Raw genomic sequence first — 18993 nt, 5'->3', positions numbered from 1 at the left:
TACTGGTTAATGAGACAATGAAACATCAGTTTAAATTTAATCCTTTAGCAACAGCTATTTTGACACTCTTGTGTGGCGGCTCGATCCAATCAGGTTTCGCAGCTCCAGCTGATGCTGTCTCTACGCTTGACAATAAACAGCTGAAAGCCACTATCCAAAAAAACCAAGATCAAGACAGTTATCCTGGTGAAAAATTTTTTCAGCAATATTATGTCGACAAATCTGCACCAGAAGCACAATTACGAGACAATCGTTATTTAAGCTCTTCTTTTTGTCAGGGAACATGGGTCACACCAATTAATCCCGAAACAAAGGCAAGCAATTCCAACACAACGACATCCGTGATTACCGCTGATTATGGACATTACAACCCAACTGGCGATTCTGTTCTACAAGGCAATGTCGTGATTGATCAAGAAGGTCGCACAATTCGTGCAGATCAAGTTACAATTGATTCAACCCAGACGCACGCCTCCGCTCAAGGTCGAGTACAGCTTGCTCAATCAGGCCTACTTACTCAAAGTGACGCAATAAATTATAATTTAAAAACCCAAACAGGTGATTTGAACAATAGTTTTTATATTTCTGAACAGCAACATGCCCACGGACATGCAAGCCAGATTAAACGACAGAATGAAAATTTAGTTGTATTGAAAGATGCAAGTTATACCGCTTGCCCTCCTGAACAAAAACCGGCTTGGAAAATCCAAGCTAAACAAATTGAACTTGACCAAGCAACTGGTCGTGGCGTAACTCGCGGAACAAAACTGTATGTAAAAGACGTGCCTGTTTTAGCCGTGCCATATTTCAACTTTCCAATTGATGACCGTCGTACCACTGGTTTATTAAGTCCAAATTTTGGTTATAGTAACGAAGGGGGCGTTCAACTGACGGCACCTGTATACCTTAATCTTGCACCAAATTATGATCTTACACTCACACCAAGTTATATGAGCAAACGCGGCGCAAAATTAGATGCCGAATTCCGTTATATGACTGAAAATTTTGGTTCTGGACGCATTTGGGGTGGATATTTACCAAACGACAACCATTACGAAGATAAAGATCGAAGTGATTTGCATTTTCTTCATGATTGGAAAATCAATAACCAATGGTCAACCAACTTAGAGTACAACTACGCTTCCGATAAAGATTACTTCGCAGACTTCAATAACAACCCAAACACGCGAACAGATCTTAACTTACGTCGCGCATGGGAACTTAATTATCGCAATGGTATTCCTGGACTTAAGGCTCAATTAAAGGTTGAAGACTTTCAAACGCTAGATCAAAGTATCAAAGATGCAGACAAGCCTTATGCACGACTTCCACAGTTTTTATTAAATTATGTAGGCGGGAATCCTCAAGGCTTTCAATATGAGTTTAATAATGACACTGCTTATTTTAAGAAATCAATCACTGATGGCTCTGCGTTAGAGTCAAGTGGTACACGTATTTATAACCAATTTGCCGTTCGCTATAACTACCTGACCCCATCTTGGTTTTATGCTATTCCAGAAATATCTGTCAGAAGCATTAATACTTTTTATGATCAAGATTCTAAAGAAGGTCGCGGTCTTTCTATATCGGATGATTTAGAAAAATCTGTTACCGTACCACAATTTAGTTTTGCTACAGGCGTTACTTTTGAAAAAGAAGGTAAATATTTGCAGAGTATTTCACCTCGTGCGTTTTATGCCTATTCTCCTTATAAAAAACAAGATGATCATCCTAACTTTGATTCCACCACAGCATCAATTAATTACGATCAACTTTTCAACCCGTATCGATTCTATGGACACGACCGCTTAGATGACAATAACTTCTTGTCATTAGGTGTAACTTATAGTCTATTAGATACAGAGGGTTTAGAACGTGTTAAAGCAAGTATTGGGCAAAGCTATTATTTTAGTGATCGACGTGTAACATTAAATCAACAACCAGATGAGTTCGATACACAGCGCCGTACTGGTCCAATTGTAAGTGTTTCAAGTCAATTGAATCAAAACTTTACCATAGCTGCAAATTCTGCATGGATGTCAAATGGCGACAATGCTCAACGTGATTTCCAAGCCTACTATGCTGGAGAAAAAGGCAACTTATACAATGTAGGTTATTTCTATCGTAACAATATTCCAGATCGTCAAAGTTCATACGACCAAGCTGTTGCATCGTTTATACAACCAATAAAAGATAATTGGCGTATTATGGGTCACGCTCAATATGACTTAGATAATAGTTTAATGCGAGAATACTTACTTGGTGTGAATTATGAATCTTGCTGCTGGGCAATTTCAGTTTATGGCAGATCTTACTACAATGATTTAGATGATCCAAACTCACCAGATGTTCATAGAAAACGTGCTGTTATGGCTGAGGTAACACTTAAGGGTTTAGGTGCACTCAACAATAAGCTCGCCTCTCTTCTTGAAAATAGAGTTTTAGGTTTCAACAAAATTAATCAATCTTGGACACAACGTTAATGAAGATAAAATCTTTCCAACATATCTTTAAAGCGACTGTTCTCGCTACACTCATTTCTTCATCAATCCAAAGCTTTGCGCAACCTACGGATGAGGTTGTTGCAATAGTTGATAGTAGTGTCATTCTTAAAAGTGATTTAGAACAAGGGATTGCAGAAACAGAACATCAGTTAAAAGCACAAAATAAAACTGTGCCGCCCCAACAATATTTACAAATGCAAGTGCTTGATCAGCTCATTATCCGTCAGGCCCAATTAGAACAGGTCAAACGTTTTGGCATCAAAGCTGATGAAAAAAGTTTAAATGCTGCTGTCTTAAAAATTGCAAATCAATCAGGTGCTAATACACTAGAAGCATTCCAACAAAAATTGGATGCGATTGCACCAGATACTTATGAAAATTTACGTAATAGGATTGCTGAAGATTTAGCAATTGGTCGTTTACGCCAACAACAAGTCATGTCTCGTATTAAAATCAGTGATCATGATGTTGAAAACTTTTTAAATTCACCAGAAGGACAAGCTGCACTTGGCACACAAGTCCATGTGATTCACATGCGTATTTCTGGTGAAAATAGCGAAGAAGTTAAAAAAGTTGCACAAGAAGTCAAACAAGCACTTGCGACTAGTGATGATCCTAAAGCGATTAGTGCCAAGCTTGCAACCAGTGCAATCAAGGTTGATGGTGCTGATATGGGATTCAGAGCACTATCAGATATTCCTACTGAACTTGCAGCACGTATAACACCATTACAAACTGGTCAGACCACAGAACTGATCAATGTCCGCGATGGCGTTCATGTTTTAAAACTTTTAGAACGCAAACAAAATGATCAAAAAGCACTTGTTTCACAATATAAAACTCGACATATTTTGATTCAACCATCTGAAGTTGTCAGCTTAGATCGTGCGAAACAAATGATTGATAGTCTTTATAACCGTGCAAAGGCAGGCGAAGATTTTGCAACCCTCGCTGCAACCTATTCAAATGATACTGGTTCAGCACGTGATGGTGGCAGTTTAGGATGGGTAAGTCCTGGTGTTATGGTGCCTGAGTTTGAACAAGTCATGAAAGAAACACCAGTTGGGCAAATCAGTAAGCCTTTCCAGAGTCAATTTGGTTGGCACATTTTACAAGTGACTGATACTCGCCAACAAGATATGACCAAAGAAGTGCAAGAACGTATGGCTCGTCAAATTTTAGGTGAGCGTTTGTTTGATACTGAAGTAGATGGTTGGATGCGTGAACTTCGGGCTAATGCTTATGTTGAAATTAAGGATGCAAATCTAGACACGAAAGCACCGAAATAATCCAAGTTAAAACTGCCGGCGATCGCCGGCAGTTTTATTTTAAATATATTCAAAATAAAAATAGCGGCAATTGCCGCTATTTTAGATTACAAATCAATTATTTGTAACGATCAACCATTTTCTCTAAAGAAATTGGGCGGATCTTATCTGCATTACCTGATGTGCCGAATGAATTATAACGATCTACACAGATTTGCTTCATCGCTTCAACTGTTTCACCAAAGAATTTACGCGGGTCAAATTCGCTTGGTTTTTCAGCCATCATACGACGCATCGCACCTGTAGATGCCAAACGTAAATCGGTATCAATATTAATCTTACGTACGCCATGTTTGATTGCTTCCACGAGCTGCTCAACAGGAACACCGTAAGTTTCCTTAATATCACCACCATACTGGTTAATCACAGCCAACCACTCTTGTGGTACAGAGCTTGAACCATGCATTACAAGATGCGTATTTGGTAACGCAGCATGAATTTCTTTAATACGATCAATTGCCAAGATATCGCCTGTAGGTGGACGAGTAAACTTATACGCACCATGTGAAGTACCAACAGCAATTGCCAAAGCATCTACATTCGTATCAGCGACAAATTGAGTTGCTTCTTCAACAGAAGTGAGTAATTGAGAATGATCCAGCACACCTTCAGCACCAACACCATCTTCTTCACCAGCCATACCAGTTTCAAGGCTACCTAAGCAACCAATCTCACCTTCAACTGAAACACCACACGCATGCGCCATTGCGACAACACGACGAGTAACATCAACATTATAGTCATATGATGTCGGAGTCTTACCATCAGCACCCAATGAACCATCCATCATCACTGAGCTAAAGCCCAATTGAATTGAACGTTGACAAACATCAGGGCTCGTCCCGTGATCTTGGTGCATTACCACAGGAATATGTGGCCATTCTTCAATAGCTGCCAAAATCAAATGACGTAAGAAAGGTGCACCTGCATATTTACGTGCACCTGCCGAAGCTTGCACAATAACAGGTGAATTCGTTGCATCAGCAGCGAGCATAATTGCACGCATTTGTTCTAAATTGTTTACGTTAAACGCTGGTACGCCGTAGTTATGTTCTGCAGCGTGATCCAAGAGCTGGCGCATTGAGATGAGTGCCATAATATCCTCCCAGGTAATGCGGCATATTCTACATGTTGATTTACTTCAATTCAGCAACTAATCACTGGATTTCCGAAAAAATCATGAATCTTTTGTGTAATTTAGCAAATGAAAGCCTTTCAAAATAAAAAAAGACTAAATTAAGAAAAAATTTAGTCTTTTTTTATTTTATCTGAATCTCAGAAAATCTTGTTTAGGCTTAACAATATCCATCTAAACGCGTTAAAGGTAACTTTTTACCAATTGCTTTTTCAATTTCTGGTAAATAGAAAGCATCATCTTCCGATAAGAAACTAATACTAACACCTTGAGCACCAGCACGACCTGTACGACCAATGCGATGTACATAATCATCAGACTGCTCTGGTAAAGTAAAATTCACCACATGCGATACGCCGTCAACGTGAATACCACGACCAGCAACGTCTGTTGCGATCATAATATTATGCTTACCTTGTTTGAACTGGTCGAGCATCTTCAAGCGTTTATCCTGAGCGATTTCACCAGACAACATACCGACTTTATAACCATCACGCTTTAAATGATCATATAAACGACGAACCTGATCTCGACGATTTGCGAAAATCATAACTTTATCAATTGGTTCATCACGCAAAATTTCTTGCAATAATTTATACTTATCTTGTTTCGCAACCACATAAATACGCTGCTCCACATCATTATTGGTCTTTTGCTCAGGCTCAATCTCAACCGTTACAGGTTCAAATAGCCACTGACGAGCAAGATTAAGTACATCATAGCTAAAAGTTGCAGAAAACATTAAAGTTTGACGTTGTTCTTTGAAGGGTGAATAACGCACAATCCGTTTTACCGATGGAATAAAACCCATATCTAATAAACGATCGGCTTCATCAATCACAAGGAATTCGATCTTATCCAACCAAACTTCTTTTTGCTCGACAAAATCAATTAAACGACCAGGCGTTGCAACGATAATATCAACAAAATTACTATCTAACATTTTCTTTTGCTTATCAAAATCCACACCACCAAGTAGAGTGACAAGATGTAAGTTTGAAAATTTTGTTAAAGCTTGTGCATCACTCTCAATCTGTAGTGCTAACTCACGTGTAGGAGCCAGAATCAGCGCACGTGGTTCACCACGAAAACGTTGTTCTTGTAGCGGATTATTTAATAGATCATTGATCACACTAATCAAAAAGGCTGCTGTTTTACCTGTACCAGTTTGCGCTCGACCAATGGCATCATGCCCTGCTAATGTATATTTCAAAACCTTTTGTTGAATTGGGGTCATTTGTGTAAAACCCAAAGCATCAATTGCTTTCTTCAACTGCGGATGTAAATTTAAGGTTTCAAAACCAGATGTCATATATGCTCTCGAACCATCAATGATCAAAAGAAAGTGGCCATTATAAACAAAAACGCCCCAAATAACATTGGGGCGTTTTTATATTGCGTTAAAGCAACAAATTAGTCTAAAGGCTGAACGTTTTCAGCTTGGAAACCTTTTTGTCCTTGAACTACGCTGAATTCAACGCGTTGGCCGTCACGTAAAGAACGGTGACCGTCACCCATAATTGCGCGGAAATGAACAAATACGTCATCACCACCATTACGTTGAATAAAACCAAAGCCTTTAGTGTCATTAAACCACTTTACTACGCCTTGTTCACGAGCTGTCATAAGTCAATCCTCAGATATTGAAAGATAAGGACCTTCCGGTGTTGCAAACAGCAGAGCCAACAAGGTTTTAAAATTTTTATAATTTCAAAGCTTGTAATCATTCTGTAAAACTATCAACAATTTCCGGTTACATCCATTTGTTATAGGTTTTTTTAACGATCTTATCGTATAGCATACATCCTAAAACGCATCGAGCTTAACATGGGTTCATGATAATTAATAGATTTATTTTGAGTTATTTCCAATGTTTCTATCTGTTTTTTTCAATAATTTAGCAGTTTTTAAGTGCTTTTTTTAGTGTAAAAATGCACTGCTTTATTGCCATAAAACGAGAAACAATTTTAGATAAAATTAATCAGAAAAGAAAATCAAGGCGATTAATTTGCATTCAAAGCTATTGAGCTAGTTATTAGGTTTAAAAGCATTCATAACCATTTTTAAGATTAAAAGCTCAAAAAAGAAAAACAAATTAATATAACTTCCCGAATAATTCATAGTAAATCCTCTGTAATCAACATATAAATTTGTTAAAATCATATCGAACTCCATTTGTTAAAACTTTATGACCCAAATATCCACCTCTCCTGAAGTGATTGATGCACTTGGGCAGCCTTGTCCAATGCCTCTATTGATGTTGAAACGTGCTCTAAAAAAAGCTGAAGGATTTAAACAGTATTTATTAAAATCATCTGATCCACATAGTGAAATTGATGTAACACGATATTGCCAAATCCAGCAACTTCAATGCCAGACACAAAAAATTTCAGAGAATGAGTTTCACTATTTAATTGAATCTATGTAATTCTTTGATAAACTCTAGCTAACGATAAACTAGATAACTTTACATTTTTATACTCAAATTTCCTTAGTGATGAAGAACATTCGCATTAAGATGAAATTGTTGACTTAAATACCATCCTATAAGGAGACTCCATGACTACTGACAGCAGCAATCAATTGATGCCCCTGTCATTGTCTGCGCCAGGTGTAAATCTTGGTGCATATATCAGTACTGTCAATCAAATTCCAATTCTAACGGCCGAGCAAGAAAAAGAACTTGCTGAGCGTTATTATTATGACCAAGATCTTGATGCTGCCAAACTATTGGTAATGTCACACCTACGTTTTGTCGTACATATTGCACGTAGCTATGCAGGTTACGGATTGCCACAAGGCGATCTTATTCAAGAAGGTAACCTTGGATTAATGAAAGCGGTCAAACGCTTCGATCCAAATATGGGTGTTCGCTTAGTTTCTTTTGCAGTGCACTGGATTAAAGCCGAAATACATGAATATGTGATTCGTAACTGGCGTATTGTCAAAATCGCAACGACCAAAGCACAACGTAAATTATTCTTTAACTTACGTAGTCTTAAAAAATCAAGCAAACGACTCACATTGGAAGAAGCGAAATCAATTGCCAATGATTTGAATGTCACACCAGAGCAAGTGCTCGAAATGGAAGGTCGCCTAACCGCTTATGATGCTGCTTTTGAAGCTCAAGGTGATGATGATGACGATACCCCACATACAGCTCCTGCACTTTATCTTGAAGATAATCGCTACGACCCAGCTCGGCTGATTGAAGAAGAAGATTATGAAGAGCAAAGTAGTTCTGCCTTACACGAGGCAATGGAACAGCTTGATGATCGATCTCGTAATATCTTGCAACGCCGCTGGTTAGATGATGATAAATCGACTTTGCATGAATTGGCCGCAGAATATAACGTTTCAGCAGAACGTATTCGACAGCTTGAAAAGAATGCAATGGAAAAAATCAAAACTGCCATGTCAGCAAGCTAAAATCGAATTAAACACAAGGGCTTTAATGCCCTTTTGTTTTATCTGGCTTTGTTTAAGCACCCGAATATGTTAACTTTGTTCATCAAATTTCCAGTTCCATTATCATTATGTGGATAGCTATCTCGGCGCTTAATCTTGCGCTTGCAGTTATGTTGGGTGCTTTTGGTGCTCATGGACTCAAATCTTTTGCAACCCTAGAACAACTCGCTTGGTGGGGTACAGCAACTCAATACTTTTTCTATCATGCGATTGGATTGCTTATCTTAGGCGTCCTGCATAAAACCACAGCAACATTCCCAATAAAAATTCCTTTTATTTTGATCCAAATTGGTATCATCTTTTTCTGCGGTTCGTTATACATTATGGCACTCGGCCTACCTCGCATTTTAGGTGCGATTACACCGATTGGCGGTGCGTTTATGATAGCGGGCTGGCTGTTACTCGCATGGCATGCAATCAAGCATGCGAAATAAGGATTGATCATGCACATCTATTTAAATGGCGAGTCAACAGACACGCCTTGCGAAAACCTACAGCAATTGATTCAAAGCTTAGAACTTGAAGGCAAACGCTTCGCTGTAGAGAAGAACCAACAGATTATTCCGAAAAGTAGACTTGAGCAAACGACAATTGCTCCTGAAGATCGTATTGAAATTATTCAAGCTGTTGGTGGCGGCTAATCGGCTAAAAATGGAGTAAACCCATGCAAGATTCCCCTTTAATTATTGGTTCACGGACGTTTCAATCACGTTTATTGGTTGGAACTGGTAAATACAAAGATTTAAATGAAACCGATTTAGCCATTCAAGCAAGTGGTGCAGAAATTGTCACTGTTGCAATTCGTCGTGTAAATATTGGTCAACATGCCGATCAACCAAATCTGCTTTCTGTGATTCCACCTGAGAAATACACAATTCTGCCAAATACCGCAGGTTGCTTTGATGCAGATAGCGCGATTCGGACTTGTATGCTAGCCCGTGAACTGCTTGATGGTCACAATTTGGTGAAGTTAGAAGTCCTTGGTGATGAAAAAACTTTATACCCAAATGTCACTGCAACGCTTAAAGCAGCGCAAACCTTGATTGATGATGGCTTTGAAATCATGGTCTACACCTCAGATGACCCTATTGTTGCTCAAGAACTTGAAAGTATGGGTTGTGTTGCCATCATGCCTTTAGGTAGCCTAATTGGTTCTGGTCTCGGTATTTTGAACCCACATACTATTTCAATCATCAAAGAAAATGCCAAAGTCCCTGTTTTAGTAGATGCAGGTGTCGGTACAGCCAGTGATGCTGCCATTGCAATGGAATTGGGTTGCGACGGCGTATTAATGAATACAGCGATTGCGGCTGCGCAAAATCCAATTTTAATGGCTTCTGCAATGAAGAAAGCGGTTGAAGCAGGTCGTGAAGCATTTTTAGCAGGTCGTATGCCACGTAAGCGTATGGCGAATGCCAGCTCACCAGAAACTGGTTATTTCTTTAAGTAAATAAACTCAGCATGTTTTGGGCGAACATAGTTTGCCCATTACACTCATACAAATTATTTTTAAATAAGCGTTATCATAAAATTATAGACGAATACAGCTACAATAAAATTAAGAAAAGAGATGGTTTATGACAGATTTTATTTTAGAACCAACATATGAAATCATTCCCGTTCAGCTCGAATATGGCGCTGAAGAGTTCTTTTGGGAAACTCCTTTTGAAACGCTTACCGAAATTATAATGTGGTGGGAAAACAAAGAGGATCTAGATATTTATAAGAATGATATTATGGATATTCTTGGTAAAGGTGTAATATGGCCTATTGAAACTGATCTTGAGCATACACTGTTTTATAAATTATGTGACTATTCAATAAAACTAATGATAGATGATAATTACTCATCTTATTTATTCTATCAAGGGAAAAAGTATCATCATAAAGGGATAAAATCTTATCCGTAATGGAGTTTTATTCTTTCAAATGATATTGATCTCTCAGCTTTCTAATAAAAGGCGTTATTCTCCAATTATCCTCAAATGGCTCTACGCCATTTGCCCAATAAAGAACTGTTTGGGTGTGCAAATCAAGATTATTTTCAACAAGAGATAGTGTCCGATGCCAACGAAAGTCTTTCTCTAAATCATTCACTTCTTCAAAAGACTGAAAAAGCATTTCAATCAACAGAAATCGCTCATCTTCTGTAATATCGTTTAGATCGTAAGCATTCAAAAAATCATCTATGTGAACTGCGTCAGCAACTTCATATTCCCAATCTTGCATATTATCGTGATAAGGTAAGTTCAACCGCTTTGCTAATGCTACCCTAGCATTAGTGTTAGGGAACTTAGGAATGTTTAAACTATTTTCCATCTAATATTCCCCTCAAATTCCCTTTCGCCCTTTGCTCGAAATTCTGTTGAAAATATTCCGTTTGATACAGCGTTTCTGTCTGATAAAAATGCGCTAGAACTTGTTTTCTTTTAATCAAATAAACATCAAGATCAACCCACGCATACTCTTTTTGAATCTGTTGCTCGTATTCCTCGAATCGCTTTGGTGAAGCAGCTAGAATCGCCAAATCAATATCCAGTAAAAACTGTAAGTCTAGTTCATTCGTTGCTTCATGCTTTTGTGTGGCAAGAATCCATCGCTTTATCTTTTGAACGATATCAATTGATAGATCTTGAATCAAATACTGCTCAAATAATTCAGCACTTTTTAACTCATTATCTTTTGATTGCGGATCATAAACCGCATCATGAAACCAGAGCGCCAATGCAACTGCATGTGCATCATTTAAATTAACTCGAATCGATTCAAACAAAACCAAACATTCATACAAATGCTGCAGCGTATGATAAGCTCGCTGCCTTTCACTGTAGGCAGCAATCAACTTATTAAAAACTTTCTGCGGTTCAGAAAAATGATAATACTGATGCAGCTCAAACCACGATTTTTCTAATGAAGTTAAATATTGCGGCATTGCTAAGCCTCATTGGATTTCTTTATTCAGCCACTTTGCCAATGATTCAGCATCTTTGCGCTCAAGAAAAAGCTGATACAAAGTGCAGGAACCAAACTCATGTTTCAGTTCCTGCTGACGTACGGGATGATTGCCAAAACGAAAACGTCGAGTACCATCTCGATCTAAAGGCAGTGCATATACCCCATAACTCCGAGGTTCAGTCAAATGTCCTTTAACTTGAACTTGATCAGACGATATTGCGTGTTTTAATAAATATTCTTTGGTTAACATCCCACCCTGCCTAGGGCAAAACTAAGCTGCGTGCTGTTCATCTCGCTTAAAGACCAATTCTTTATTCGATGAACTTTCAGCATCAAAGTAATACCCTTCACTATCAAATGCTTTTAATTGTTCTACTTGGCTTAATTTATTTTCAATCAAGTATCTCGCCATCAATCCACGCGCTTTTTTCGCATAGAAACTAATGACTTTATATTTTCCGTTCTTCTGATCCAAGAATACAGGTTTAATAATTTCTGCCTGAATGTTCTTTTCATTCACAGATTTATAATATTCGTCAGAAGCCAAATTTACTAATACTTTCGCATCAATTTCAGCTAAATCTTGGTTAATTTGATCGGTGATAATACTACCCCAGAATTCATATAGATTATGACCACGCGTATTCTTTAGTTTAGTACCCATTTCCAAACGGTATGGCATCATCAAATCCAACGGACGTAATAAACCGTATAAACCAGACAACATGCGTAAATGCTGTTGGGCAAAATCAACATCTTGGTCTTTTAAGTGATAAGCATCTAAACCGGTATACACATCGCCTTTAAATGCAAACAAGGCTTGACGTGCATTGGAAAAATCAAAATCAGCATTCCAGTCACGAAAACGCTCTACATTTAAATTGGCGATTTTCTCGCTTACTGTCATCAAGGATGCGATTTCAGTTGCCGAAAGTTTACGACACACATCAATCAACTGTTGAGATTGCGCCAATAAACGTGGCTGAGTATGCGTATCTGTAGGTAATGCTGTGGTGTAATCAAGTGTTTTAGCAGGAGAAATTAAAGCAAGCATAATCAATCAAAAATAAATTTATCTTGGTGAAACTATAACAGTTGATAATTTTTAATGCCAATTCGTGTTCTCGTTCAGTTTTATCGGTAAAATAGTGGATTCTTCCATTATCCATTGCGTATCTTATGTCTGAGCAATTATTCATCCAAGGTCCTGTTGGTCAAATCGAAATGTTTGTTGATCAACCCCAAGGTGAAATAACAGGTTTTGCTGTCGTCTGCCATCCACATCCTTTACAAGGTGGCACACCGCATCATAAAGTCCCTGTTTTACTGGCTCAGATTTTTAATGAGATGGGGTGCGTGGTTTACCGCCCTAGCTTCCGTGGCTTAGCTGGTAGTGAAGGCGCACATGACCAAGGGCACGGCGAGACTGATGACATTATGGCTGTGATTGAATATGCCCGTGAGAAGCATGCAGGTTTAACCTTCTATGCAGGTGGTTTTAGCTTTGGTTCACATGTACTGGCAAAATGCCAAGCACAACTCAGCGATGAATTACGTCCTAAACAGTTGGTGTTATGTGGCTTACCTACAGGCTCGGTGGTTGATTTACGTCATTATAAAACCCCTGCAATTGACGGCGACATTCTCTTTGTTCATGGTGAGCAAGATGATATTACCTTACTCTCAGATATGATTGCGTGGGCAAAACCACAAAAGCATCCGATCACGATTTTGCCAGGCGCCAATCATTTCTTTACAGGTTATTTAAAACAGCTCAGACAAGTCATTGCTCGCTTTTTAAAACTGTAGACTTAACAACAAATTACTAAGAAAAATATACGTGTTTTGAATCCAATGTCTGTTATATCAGTATAGATGTACAGACATTCGGGTTCTTTCATAATGAAATTAAATAAAAAACAGGGACTTTTTTTAAAGCAAACCATTGAGCAATGGCAACAACAAGGCACGATTACGCCCGATGTTGCCAATGATTTAAATCAAAGTTTTTCGATTCGACCTTTTGAGTGGGAACGTTTAGCAAAATACTCATTCTGGATTTCAATGATTTGTGCCGTAATTGCCATTGCTGCAATTACCGCCGATAAATTCTTGATGGAATTGATTGAAAAAATCTTTATTGATTCAAAAATTATTCCTTGTTTGATTTTTGCTGTGGTTGCAGCAGCCTTTTATGGCTTTGCTTACAGACGACGCAAAACTAAACCGCTGCATCAATTTAGCAATGAAGCCATTATTTTTGCTGGTGTTCTTTCCACAGCAGCCTCTGTGGCTTATTTCGGACAAGCGATTGATACTGGTAGTGGACATTTCTCTTTATTGTTCCTACTTTCCACCATCATTTATGCAGCACTTGCCTTCTGGTTCCCCTCTAAACTGATCTGGGTGTTCTCGCTGCTTTCGCTCGGCTCATGGTTTGGGACGGAAACAGGCTATATGTCTGGCTGGGGTGCTTATTATCTTGGCATGAACTTTCCTTTACGCTTTGTCTTGTTTGGCGGCGCACTGATTGGATTAAGTTTGCTGTTTAAACGCTATACGCATTTTAAAGACTTTGCACATTCAACTTATGTCATGGGCCTTCTGTATCTATTTATTGCCTTATGGATTCTCTCAATCTTTGGCAATTATGGAGACTTAAGTAGTTGGTATAGCGTTAAACAATATGAGCTGTTGCATTGGGGTGTTCTATTCGCGTTTATTGCCATCATCGCGATTGTCTATGGTTTAAAACACGATGATGCCACCTCACGTGGTTTTGGTATCACCTTCTTATTTATTAACCTCTACACCAAGTATTTTGAGTTCTTTTGGAATGGCATGCACAAAGCCATTTTCTTTATCTTGTTAGCTGTGTCATTCTGGTGGATTGGCCGGCATGCCGAAAAGCTCTGGAACTTAGAATTTCTACCTAACCAACCCCAAATAAAGAAAGATCATCCAGTTGAATGATTACTGAAAATCCCCCCAACTTAAGCCAAACCGAGCCAAATACTTTTTGACTCGGTCACTGTCATTGGTGGTATTACGCTGTTGGCGTGAAGCTGCAAACAATTGACGCCCAGCATCCGCCATCGACTTGGCATTTTCACAGACTTGCAGCACCCCACGCAGTTGAATCTGATCAAACTCATCGATCTCGCTCAACTGCGCTTGATCTAAATACTTGAGTAAAACATCCTTTTCCTTAAATTCACTTTGTGTGGTTTGAATCGACCACAACTGCTTTAAACGCTGAATCTCTTTTTCGACTGTTTCTGAACGGATCAGCTCACCACTGGATAATGTCGCTAACCGCGTCACACTAGCAGTTAAATCACGAAAATTGCCTTGCCATGATGCTTCTTTAGACTTGGCAAATTTCAAATACACATCGAGTGCATCACGTTGAAAGCGTAATTGGCGTTGCTGATTTGCCGCGAAGCGTTGCAACTCAAATTCAATATTCGGAGCAATATCTTCAATTCGATCTTTAAGATTGGGTAAAAAGAAAGTCCATGTATTCAATCGCGCCCATAAATCCTCTCGGAAACGACCTGCCTGCACTTCAGTTCTTAGATCTCGATTTGTCCCTGCAATCAGTTGGAAATCTGCCTGAACCTCTTTGTCACTTCCGACAGGAAAAAAGGATTTATCCTCAAGCGCCTTGAGCAGCATCGCTTGCTCATCAAGCCCAAGCTCCCCAATTTCATCCAAAAACAAAATACCCTGATCGGCACTTTTTAATAGACCTGTCCGCGAAGCCGCTGCACCTGTAAATGCTCCTTTGATATGACCAAACAAACTCGACATGGCACTGTCACCACGTAAGGTCGCACAGTTGATATCAATAAAGGGGCCATTCAAATGAAACTTATCTTTCTTTAATTGAAAGATTTGTTTAGCTAAGTGTGATTTTCCAACCCCTGTTGCTCCCATAATCAAAATCGGAGCACTCGAGCGTGTTGCCACCAACTCAACCTCGGTAATGAGTTGATTGAATTCATGGTTATACGTTGAAATATTGGCTTTCAGCTGTTGCCAGTTTTGTTGTTGTTCATCTTCAAAACGCTGCTTGAGAACATCATAGCGAGACAAATCCAGATCAATGATGCGATATTCACCTTCTGGTGTTTTTTGTTGATTTGGCGCACTTTGAATCAGCTTGGCAGGTAAATAATTGGAATCAACCAGAAGATACCAGCAGATTTGACCAACATGTGTACCTGTCGTGATATGCAAAAGATAGTTATTTTTTTCAGTATCAAATGGGTACGTTTTTACAAAGTCATAGAGCGCACCATAGACTTCAGCAAAATCCCAAGGGTCACGGATACTAATTTTATATCCTGAAACTGTGGTTTGAGGAGAAACTTCGGCTGCATCTTCTCGAATAAAATCGACCAAGTTACGGTGTTGTCGATCATGCAATAAAACTAGCTCATCCACGATGAAATCTTCATGCATGAGTAGACTCAGCGTTGGACGCCAACGCTGCCAACGTTCAGGACGTTTTCCTTGATCTAAGGTGGAACCCACAAAGCCGATAACGATGGTTTTTTTATTCATTTTCAATATCTCTCATCTTGATTAAAAACCATTCCATTATCCAACTCAATCTTTGCTATAGCACAATTATAAGGTATGGGATGTACATGTACATTTTTAATATGAACTTTTCCTTCGTAATAACCTTTCAATAAATCACGACCAATATCAAATAAAAAATGACTACAACCTAGAGGAGTAAAATCATTTTTCCTGAATATTTTTAACTGCACTCTACTAGATAAACCTAACTCTTTATAATAATAATCATCTTTAGTTAAATGAATAAATGCCAAATAATGATCAGAACATAATGTTTTCAAATGAACTAAATCAAGTTCTTGAAAGTCTATTCTTTTATCCTCCCATTGATATACATTGTCTTGGGTTAAAGTCTGAAAATCACAACTTTGACTCAAGATATCTGTTTTCCATTGCTCATCTTCAAATTTTAGATGTAGATGATCATCATCGTCCAAACTTTTTGACATTGATAAAAAAATAGAATTTATTTCATTTGCATAAGCTGCTGGTTCATATTGACATTTCAAAACTGTTTCATTTGACAACAACTTTTGCTCATATAAAACAGAATTATCTTTCATACTTTTCAAAGAAATATGAGAATATTTTCGATCTTCATTTTTGATCGAGTAAATATAATTAGGTTTTTTATCACTCTTAACACCTACTGAGAATTGACTATCTATTGAATAATGATAAGAATATTGCCTCCAATAGTATCCATCTTTTAAATAAAATAATGGCTTTTGAAAAGGCAATACTTTTTCACCTATTAATTTACATGAATCCTGCCAATATTTTAAATTCCCATTATCCTTTTTCAAATGATAATTCACATCATAATCATCTATCTCAATGAGATCATTTTCAGAAATAGTAAAATTGTATTTTTTAACTACCCTCTTATCACCAAAATTCACTCGATTATAATTATTAGATTCCACTTTATTTAATGGAGGAACTTCTTTTTTACTTCTGTTATTCTGACTTACATTATTTGATAATAAAACACCATTTGAAATATCATGCCATAAATTTGATGTTGCATACTTCTTCTGTTCTTCACCCAAGGCATATGCTGAATATATAATCAACACAAATAAACTTAGAGCAGAAAACGTTATTAAGTTTTTATAGCCATAATTCTGAATTAATGTACCTGCCAATAGCATCATTCCAGATAAAAACCATGTTACTGCCCCCCAACCTACCCCTTCACCATAAAATCCAAAAAACACCCCAAAAATCATAAGTACCATCGTACCAACTGAAAGACCTAAAGCTTTTGATTTATCTTTTTTTAATACCAACAGTGCATAAATAAAGGTAACATTTGCCCAAACAGGAAAAGTTACAGGTATATAAACAATTGTAAATTGTGTGAGCATTGCTGCCAAAAACATAGTCCCCCCTAAAAAGTCGTCTGTAAATGGCAGAAATATCGAACTTAAGTAGAGGACGAGAGCAAAAATTGCAAAAAATTGAGTTATCTTATTCATATCTATTAAATCTTATATTTATCTTAGGGCTCAGTAAGTTAAAGAGAGTTTTTACGCAGTAATCCTACATTTGTGGATGGGTAATACAAAATATTATGTTCACGATTTCATGTAAATCAAAATATAGAGTGTAGATAGTAACAACCGTTAATTATACTCATTTCAAATGCCATAATTTTTATAATATTTTATAAAGGCCTATAATATACAATACGTATTTCAGTGAAAAATTCCAACAATATGCTTCATTTTACTTTTTTAGGTACATCTTCTGGTGTGCCTACACTCACACGCAACGTTTCTGCTTTGGTGGTTCGTAACAGCAAGAATAAAGACTGGATATTGGTTGATGCAGGTGAAGGTACACAGCATCGTATTCAACAGGCTAAGCTTTCATTACAGAACTTAGTTGCGATCTGTATTACTCATGTCCATGGCGATCATTGTTATGGGCTCATCGGTTTATTGGCAAGTGCAGGCATGAATGCACGAACTGCCCCTTTAACCATTATTGCACCCAAAGAAATTCAGCAATGGATTGAAATAACTGCACAACTGACCGATTTACATTTACCTTACCCACTCCACTTTATTGATGTCAATGACGCGACCCAGATACAGCAACTGACGGATAATCTTTCAATTCAAGCTCACCCACTCAGTCATCGTGTACCCAGTTTCGCATTTAGTATGATTGTGCAATACACTCAAAAAAAATTAGATACGCAGGCTTTAATTCAACTCGGCGTACCAAAAGGCAAAGCTTGGGGCGATTTACAACAAGGTCTGGACATTCAATTTAATGGACAAACTTTAAAAGCAGCCGATTTTACCCAGTTACAGATACAACGCGCACATGCCATCGTCGGCGGCGATAATGACCGTCCTGAATTATTGGCACAGGCTTGCGAAGATGCTCAACTTTTGATTCACGAAAGCACCTACACGCAAGCCGCTTTAGATAAAGTCGGTTCAGGCCCAATGCATAGTTCAGCAAAAATGGTTGCAGAATTCGCTCAGCAACAAGGCCTAAGCAATCTAATCGTGACGCACTTTAGTCCAAGACATCAGGATAGTCTTGGACAACAAGCGATTACTGAGGAAGTTCGTGAATTTTATCAAGGCAATTTCTATTTAGCCCATGATTTTGATCAATTTAGCTTAAATGAAACAGGTCAACTTTCAAAAATCGTTGCATCATCATAATTTTTTCTCCTATGTGATCTTTCAATAAAAACCACATATAGATCACATATCTTTTTTAATACTTTCATATCCATTTAGATATATTTTACATGTAAAAATTCTATTCATTGTATCTCGCAAAAATATTTATTATTTTATTTATTATAATTATCAATAACTTAAAATTTATTAAAATACAAGAAAGAAGATTGGCACACTCTCTGCAATAACACATCCAAGAAACAACAACTTCAAATTTATGGAGGATGCGTCGTGGCAAACCAGACAATTTTTGCCCCTCAGCCAACCAAAAACAAATTAATCAGCAAGGAAGCTGGCGGGCGGGC

20 protein-coding genes are annotated in these 18993 nt (G+C 37.9%); 11 read left to right on the top strand and 9 right to left on the bottom strand.

Annotated features, from left to right (window positions below; all coding sequences use genetic code 11):
* The first annotated feature begins 17 nt into the window (after window positions 1-17).
* The gene (locus AAV96_RS07275) at window positions 18-2483 is read left to right on the top strand and encodes an LPS-assembly protein LptD (RefSeq protein WP_046738836.1); all 2466 of its coding nucleotides are present in this window, start codon (window positions 18-20) and stop codon (window positions 2481-2483) included.
* Window positions 2483-3793, top strand: coding sequence for a peptidylprolyl isomerase (locus AAV96_RS07270; RefSeq protein ID WP_046738835.1), 1311 nt, complete (start codon window positions 2483-2485; stop codon window positions 3791-3793). The genes AAV96_RS07275 and AAV96_RS07270 overlap by 1 nt, the downstream gene beginning before the upstream one ends.
* Window positions 3794-3890: 97 nt before the next feature.
* On the opposite strand, the gene fba is transcribed toward AAV96_RS07270, so the two are convergent.
* From fba to AAV96_RS07255, 3 genes are all read right to left on the bottom strand, one after another.
* A complete protein-coding gene (fba, locus tag AAV96_RS07265) occupies window positions 3891-4928 on the bottom strand; it encodes a class II fructose-bisphosphate aldolase (protein WP_004662410.1) in 1038 nt (345 codons plus the stop codon).
* Between the two features lie 199 nt (window positions 4929-5127).
* Window positions 5128-6279: an ATP-dependent RNA helicase RhlB gene (gene rhlB, locus AAV96_RS07260; protein WP_046738834.1), complete on the bottom strand. Its 1152-nt coding sequence runs from the start codon at window positions 6277-6279 to the stop codon at window positions 5128-5130.
* Between the two features lie 101 nt (window positions 6280-6380).
* Window positions 6381-6593 carry a cold-shock protein gene (locus tag AAV96_RS07255; protein WP_004653893.1) on the bottom strand — a complete coding sequence of 71 codons (213 nt, stop codon included), beginning with the start codon at window positions 6591-6593 and terminating at the stop codon, window positions 6381-6383.
* 562 nt (window positions 6594-7155) lie between these two features.
* On the opposite strand from AAV96_RS07255, the gene AAV96_RS07250 reads away from it, so the two are divergent.
* The 6 genes from AAV96_RS07250 (at window position 7156) to AAV96_RS07225 (ending at window position 10345) form a co-directional block, all read left to right on the top strand.
* Window positions 7156-7395 carry a sulfurtransferase TusA family protein gene (locus AAV96_RS07250; protein WP_046738833.1) on the top strand — a complete coding sequence of 80 codons (240 nt, stop codon included), beginning with the start codon at window positions 7156-7158 and terminating at the stop codon, window positions 7393-7395.
* A gap of 131 nt (window positions 7396-7526) precedes the next feature.
* Window positions 7527-8396, top strand: coding sequence for an RNA polymerase sigma factor RpoH (gene rpoH, locus AAV96_RS07245; protein ID WP_004662417.1), 870 nt, complete (start codon window positions 7527-7529; stop codon window positions 8394-8396).
* A 107-nt stretch (window positions 8397-8503) separates the two neighbouring features.
* Complete coding sequence (locus tag AAV96_RS07240; RefSeq protein WP_046738832.1) at window positions 8504-8869, top strand: DUF423 domain-containing protein; 366 nt, start codon at window positions 8504-8506, stop codon at window positions 8867-8869.
* Window positions 8870-8878: 9 nt separating this feature from the next.
* Window positions 8879-9076, top strand: coding sequence for a sulfur carrier protein ThiS (gene thiS, locus AAV96_RS07235; protein ID WP_005216503.1), 198 nt, complete (start codon window positions 8879-8881; stop codon window positions 9074-9076).
* 23 nt (window positions 9077-9099) lie between these two features.
* A complete protein-coding gene (locus AAV96_RS07230; RefSeq protein ID WP_004639328.1) occupies window positions 9100-9885 on the top strand; it encodes a thiazole synthase in 786 nt (261 codons plus the stop codon).
* A gap of 127 nt (window positions 9886-10012) precedes the next feature.
* Window positions 10013-10345: a hypothetical protein gene (locus tag AAV96_RS07225; protein ID WP_046738831.1), complete on the top strand. Its 333-nt coding sequence runs from the start codon at window positions 10013-10015 to the stop codon at window positions 10343-10345.
* Window positions 10346-10352: 7 nt separating this feature from the next.
* On the opposite strand, the gene AAV96_RS07220 is transcribed toward AAV96_RS07225, so the two are convergent.
* The 4 genes from AAV96_RS07220 to yaaA are packed head-to-tail and all read right to left on the bottom strand — an operon-like array spanning window position 10353 to window position 12444.
* Complete coding sequence (locus AAV96_RS07220; protein ID WP_046738830.1) at window positions 10353-10754, bottom strand: hypothetical protein; 402 nt, start codon at window positions 10752-10754, stop codon at window positions 10353-10355.
* Window positions 10744-11367: a metal-dependent hydrolase gene (locus AAV96_RS07215; protein WP_046738829.1), complete on the bottom strand. Its 624-nt coding sequence runs from the start codon at window positions 11365-11367 to the stop codon at window positions 10744-10746. The genes AAV96_RS07220 and AAV96_RS07215 overlap by 11 nt, the downstream gene beginning before the upstream one ends.
* A 9-nt stretch (window positions 11368-11376) precedes the next feature.
* The gene (locus AAV96_RS07210) at window positions 11377-11640 is read right to left on the bottom strand and encodes a hypothetical protein (protein ID WP_046738828.1); all 264 of its coding nucleotides are present in this window, start codon (window positions 11638-11640) and stop codon (window positions 11377-11379) included.
* Between the two features lie 21 nt (window positions 11641-11661).
* Window positions 11662-12444: a peroxide stress protein YaaA gene (yaaA, locus tag AAV96_RS07205; protein WP_046738827.1), complete on the bottom strand. Its 783-nt coding sequence runs from the start codon at window positions 12442-12444 to the stop codon at window positions 11662-11664.
* A 125-nt stretch (window positions 12445-12569) separates the two neighbouring features.
* Here yaaA and AAV96_RS07200 point away from each other — a divergent pair, with 125 nt between their 5' ends.
* On the top strand, window positions 12570-13199 hold the full coding sequence (locus tag AAV96_RS07200; protein ID WP_046738826.1) for an alpha/beta hydrolase: 630 nt from the start codon (window positions 12570-12572) through the stop codon (window positions 13197-13199).
* A 93-nt stretch (window positions 13200-13292) separates the two neighbouring features.
* A complete protein-coding gene (locus AAV96_RS07195) occupies window positions 13293-14363 on the top strand; it encodes a DUF2157 domain-containing protein (protein ID WP_046738825.1) in 1071 nt (356 codons plus the stop codon).
* Here the strand turns inward: AAV96_RS07195 and rtcR are convergent, their stop codons facing one another.
* Complete coding sequence (gene rtcR, locus AAV96_RS07190; RefSeq protein ID WP_046738824.1) at window positions 14364-15959, bottom strand: RNA repair transcriptional activator RtcR; 1596 nt, start codon at window positions 15957-15959, stop codon at window positions 14364-14366. It lies immediately after the preceding gene.
* Window positions 15960-15961: 2 nt separating this feature from the next.
* Window positions 15962-17365 (bottom strand): hypothetical protein, encoded by a 1404-nt coding sequence (locus tag AAV96_RS07185; RefSeq protein ID WP_046738823.1) that lies wholly within the window; start codon window positions 17363-17365, stop codon window positions 15962-15964.
* Between the two features lie 336 nt (window positions 17366-17701).
* Here AAV96_RS07185 and AAV96_RS07180 point away from each other — a divergent pair, with 336 nt between their 5' ends.
* Window positions 17702-18667 (top strand): ribonuclease Z, encoded by a 966-nt coding sequence (locus AAV96_RS07180; RefSeq protein WP_046738822.1) that lies wholly within the window; start codon window positions 17702-17704, stop codon window positions 18665-18667.
* Window positions 18668-18993: the final 326 nt, after the last annotated feature.

It is taken from the genome of Acinetobacter sp. AG1, from assembly GCF_001005525.1.
GTDB lineage: Bacteria > Pseudomonadota > Gammaproteobacteria > Pseudomonadales > Moraxellaceae > Acinetobacter > Acinetobacter modestus.
The sequence above is the reverse complement of the archived record's forward strand: the minus strand, read 5'-3'. Positions and strand labels throughout refer to the sequence as shown.

What these genes read in the sequence shown, in the direction of transcription:
- AAV96_RS07275 (WP_046738836.1), top strand. Translation starts at nt 18, where the DNA reads ATGAAACATCAGTTTAAATTTAATCCTTTAGCAACAGCTATTTTGACA.
- AAV96_RS07270 (WP_046738835.1), top strand. Translation starts at nt 2,483, where the DNA reads ATGAAGATAAAATCTTTCCAACATATCTTTAAAGCGACTGTTCTCGCT.
- fba (WP_004662410.1), bottom strand. Translation starts at nt 4,928, where the DNA reads ATGGCACTCATCTCAATGCGCCAGCTCTTGGATCACGCTGCAGAACAT.
- rhlB (WP_046738834.1), bottom strand. Translation starts at nt 6,279, where the DNA reads ATGACATCTGGTTTTGAAACCTTAAATTTACATCCGCAGTTGAAGAAA.
- AAV96_RS07255 (WP_004653893.1), bottom strand. Translation starts at nt 6,593, where the DNA reads ATGACAGCTCGTGAACAAGGCGTAGTAAAGTGGTTTAATGACACTAAA.
- AAV96_RS07250 (WP_046738833.1), top strand. Translation starts at nt 7,156, where the DNA reads ATGACCCAAATATCCACCTCTCCTGAAGTGATTGATGCACTTGGGCAG.
- rpoH (WP_004662417.1), top strand. Translation starts at nt 7,527, where the DNA reads ATGACTACTGACAGCAGCAATCAATTGATGCCCCTGTCATTGTCTGCG.
- AAV96_RS07240 (WP_046738832.1), top strand. Translation starts at nt 8,504, where the DNA reads ATGTGGATAGCTATCTCGGCGCTTAATCTTGCGCTTGCAGTTATGTTG.
- thiS (WP_005216503.1), top strand. Translation starts at nt 8,879, where the DNA reads ATGCACATCTATTTAAATGGCGAGTCAACAGACACGCCTTGCGAAAAC.
- AAV96_RS07230 (WP_004639328.1), top strand. Translation starts at nt 9,100, where the DNA reads ATGCAAGATTCCCCTTTAATTATTGGTTCACGGACGTTTCAATCACGT.
- AAV96_RS07225 (WP_046738831.1), top strand. Translation starts at nt 10,013, where the DNA reads ATGACAGATTTTATTTTAGAACCAACATATGAAATCATTCCCGTTCAG.
- AAV96_RS07220 (WP_046738830.1), bottom strand. Translation starts at nt 10,754, where the DNA reads ATGGAAAATAGTTTAAACATTCCTAAGTTCCCTAACACTAATGCTAGG.
- AAV96_RS07215 (WP_046738829.1), bottom strand. Translation starts at nt 11,367, where the DNA reads ATGCCGCAATATTTAACTTCATTAGAAAAATCGTGGTTTGAGCTGCAT.
- AAV96_RS07210 (WP_046738828.1), bottom strand. Translation starts at nt 11,640, where the DNA reads ATGTTAACCAAAGAATATTTATTAAAACACGCAATATCGTCTGATCAA.
- yaaA (WP_046738827.1), bottom strand. Translation starts at nt 12,444, where the DNA reads ATGCTTGCTTTAATTTCTCCTGCTAAAACACTTGATTACACCACAGCA.
- AAV96_RS07200 (WP_046738826.1), top strand. Translation starts at nt 12,570, where the DNA reads ATGTCTGAGCAATTATTCATCCAAGGTCCTGTTGGTCAAATCGAAATG.
- AAV96_RS07195 (WP_046738825.1), top strand. Translation starts at nt 13,293, where the DNA reads ATGAAATTAAATAAAAAACAGGGACTTTTTTTAAAGCAAACCATTGAG.
- rtcR (WP_046738824.1), bottom strand. Translation starts at nt 15,959, where the DNA reads ATGAATAAAAAAACCATCGTTATCGGCTTTGTGGGTTCCACCTTAGAT.
- AAV96_RS07185 (WP_046738823.1), bottom strand. Translation starts at nt 17,365, where the DNA reads ATGTTTTTGGCAGCAATGCTCACACAATTTACAATTGTTTATATACCT.
- AAV96_RS07180 (WP_046738822.1), top strand. Translation starts at nt 17,702, where the DNA reads ATGCTTCATTTTACTTTTTTAGGTACATCTTCTGGTGTGCCTACACTC.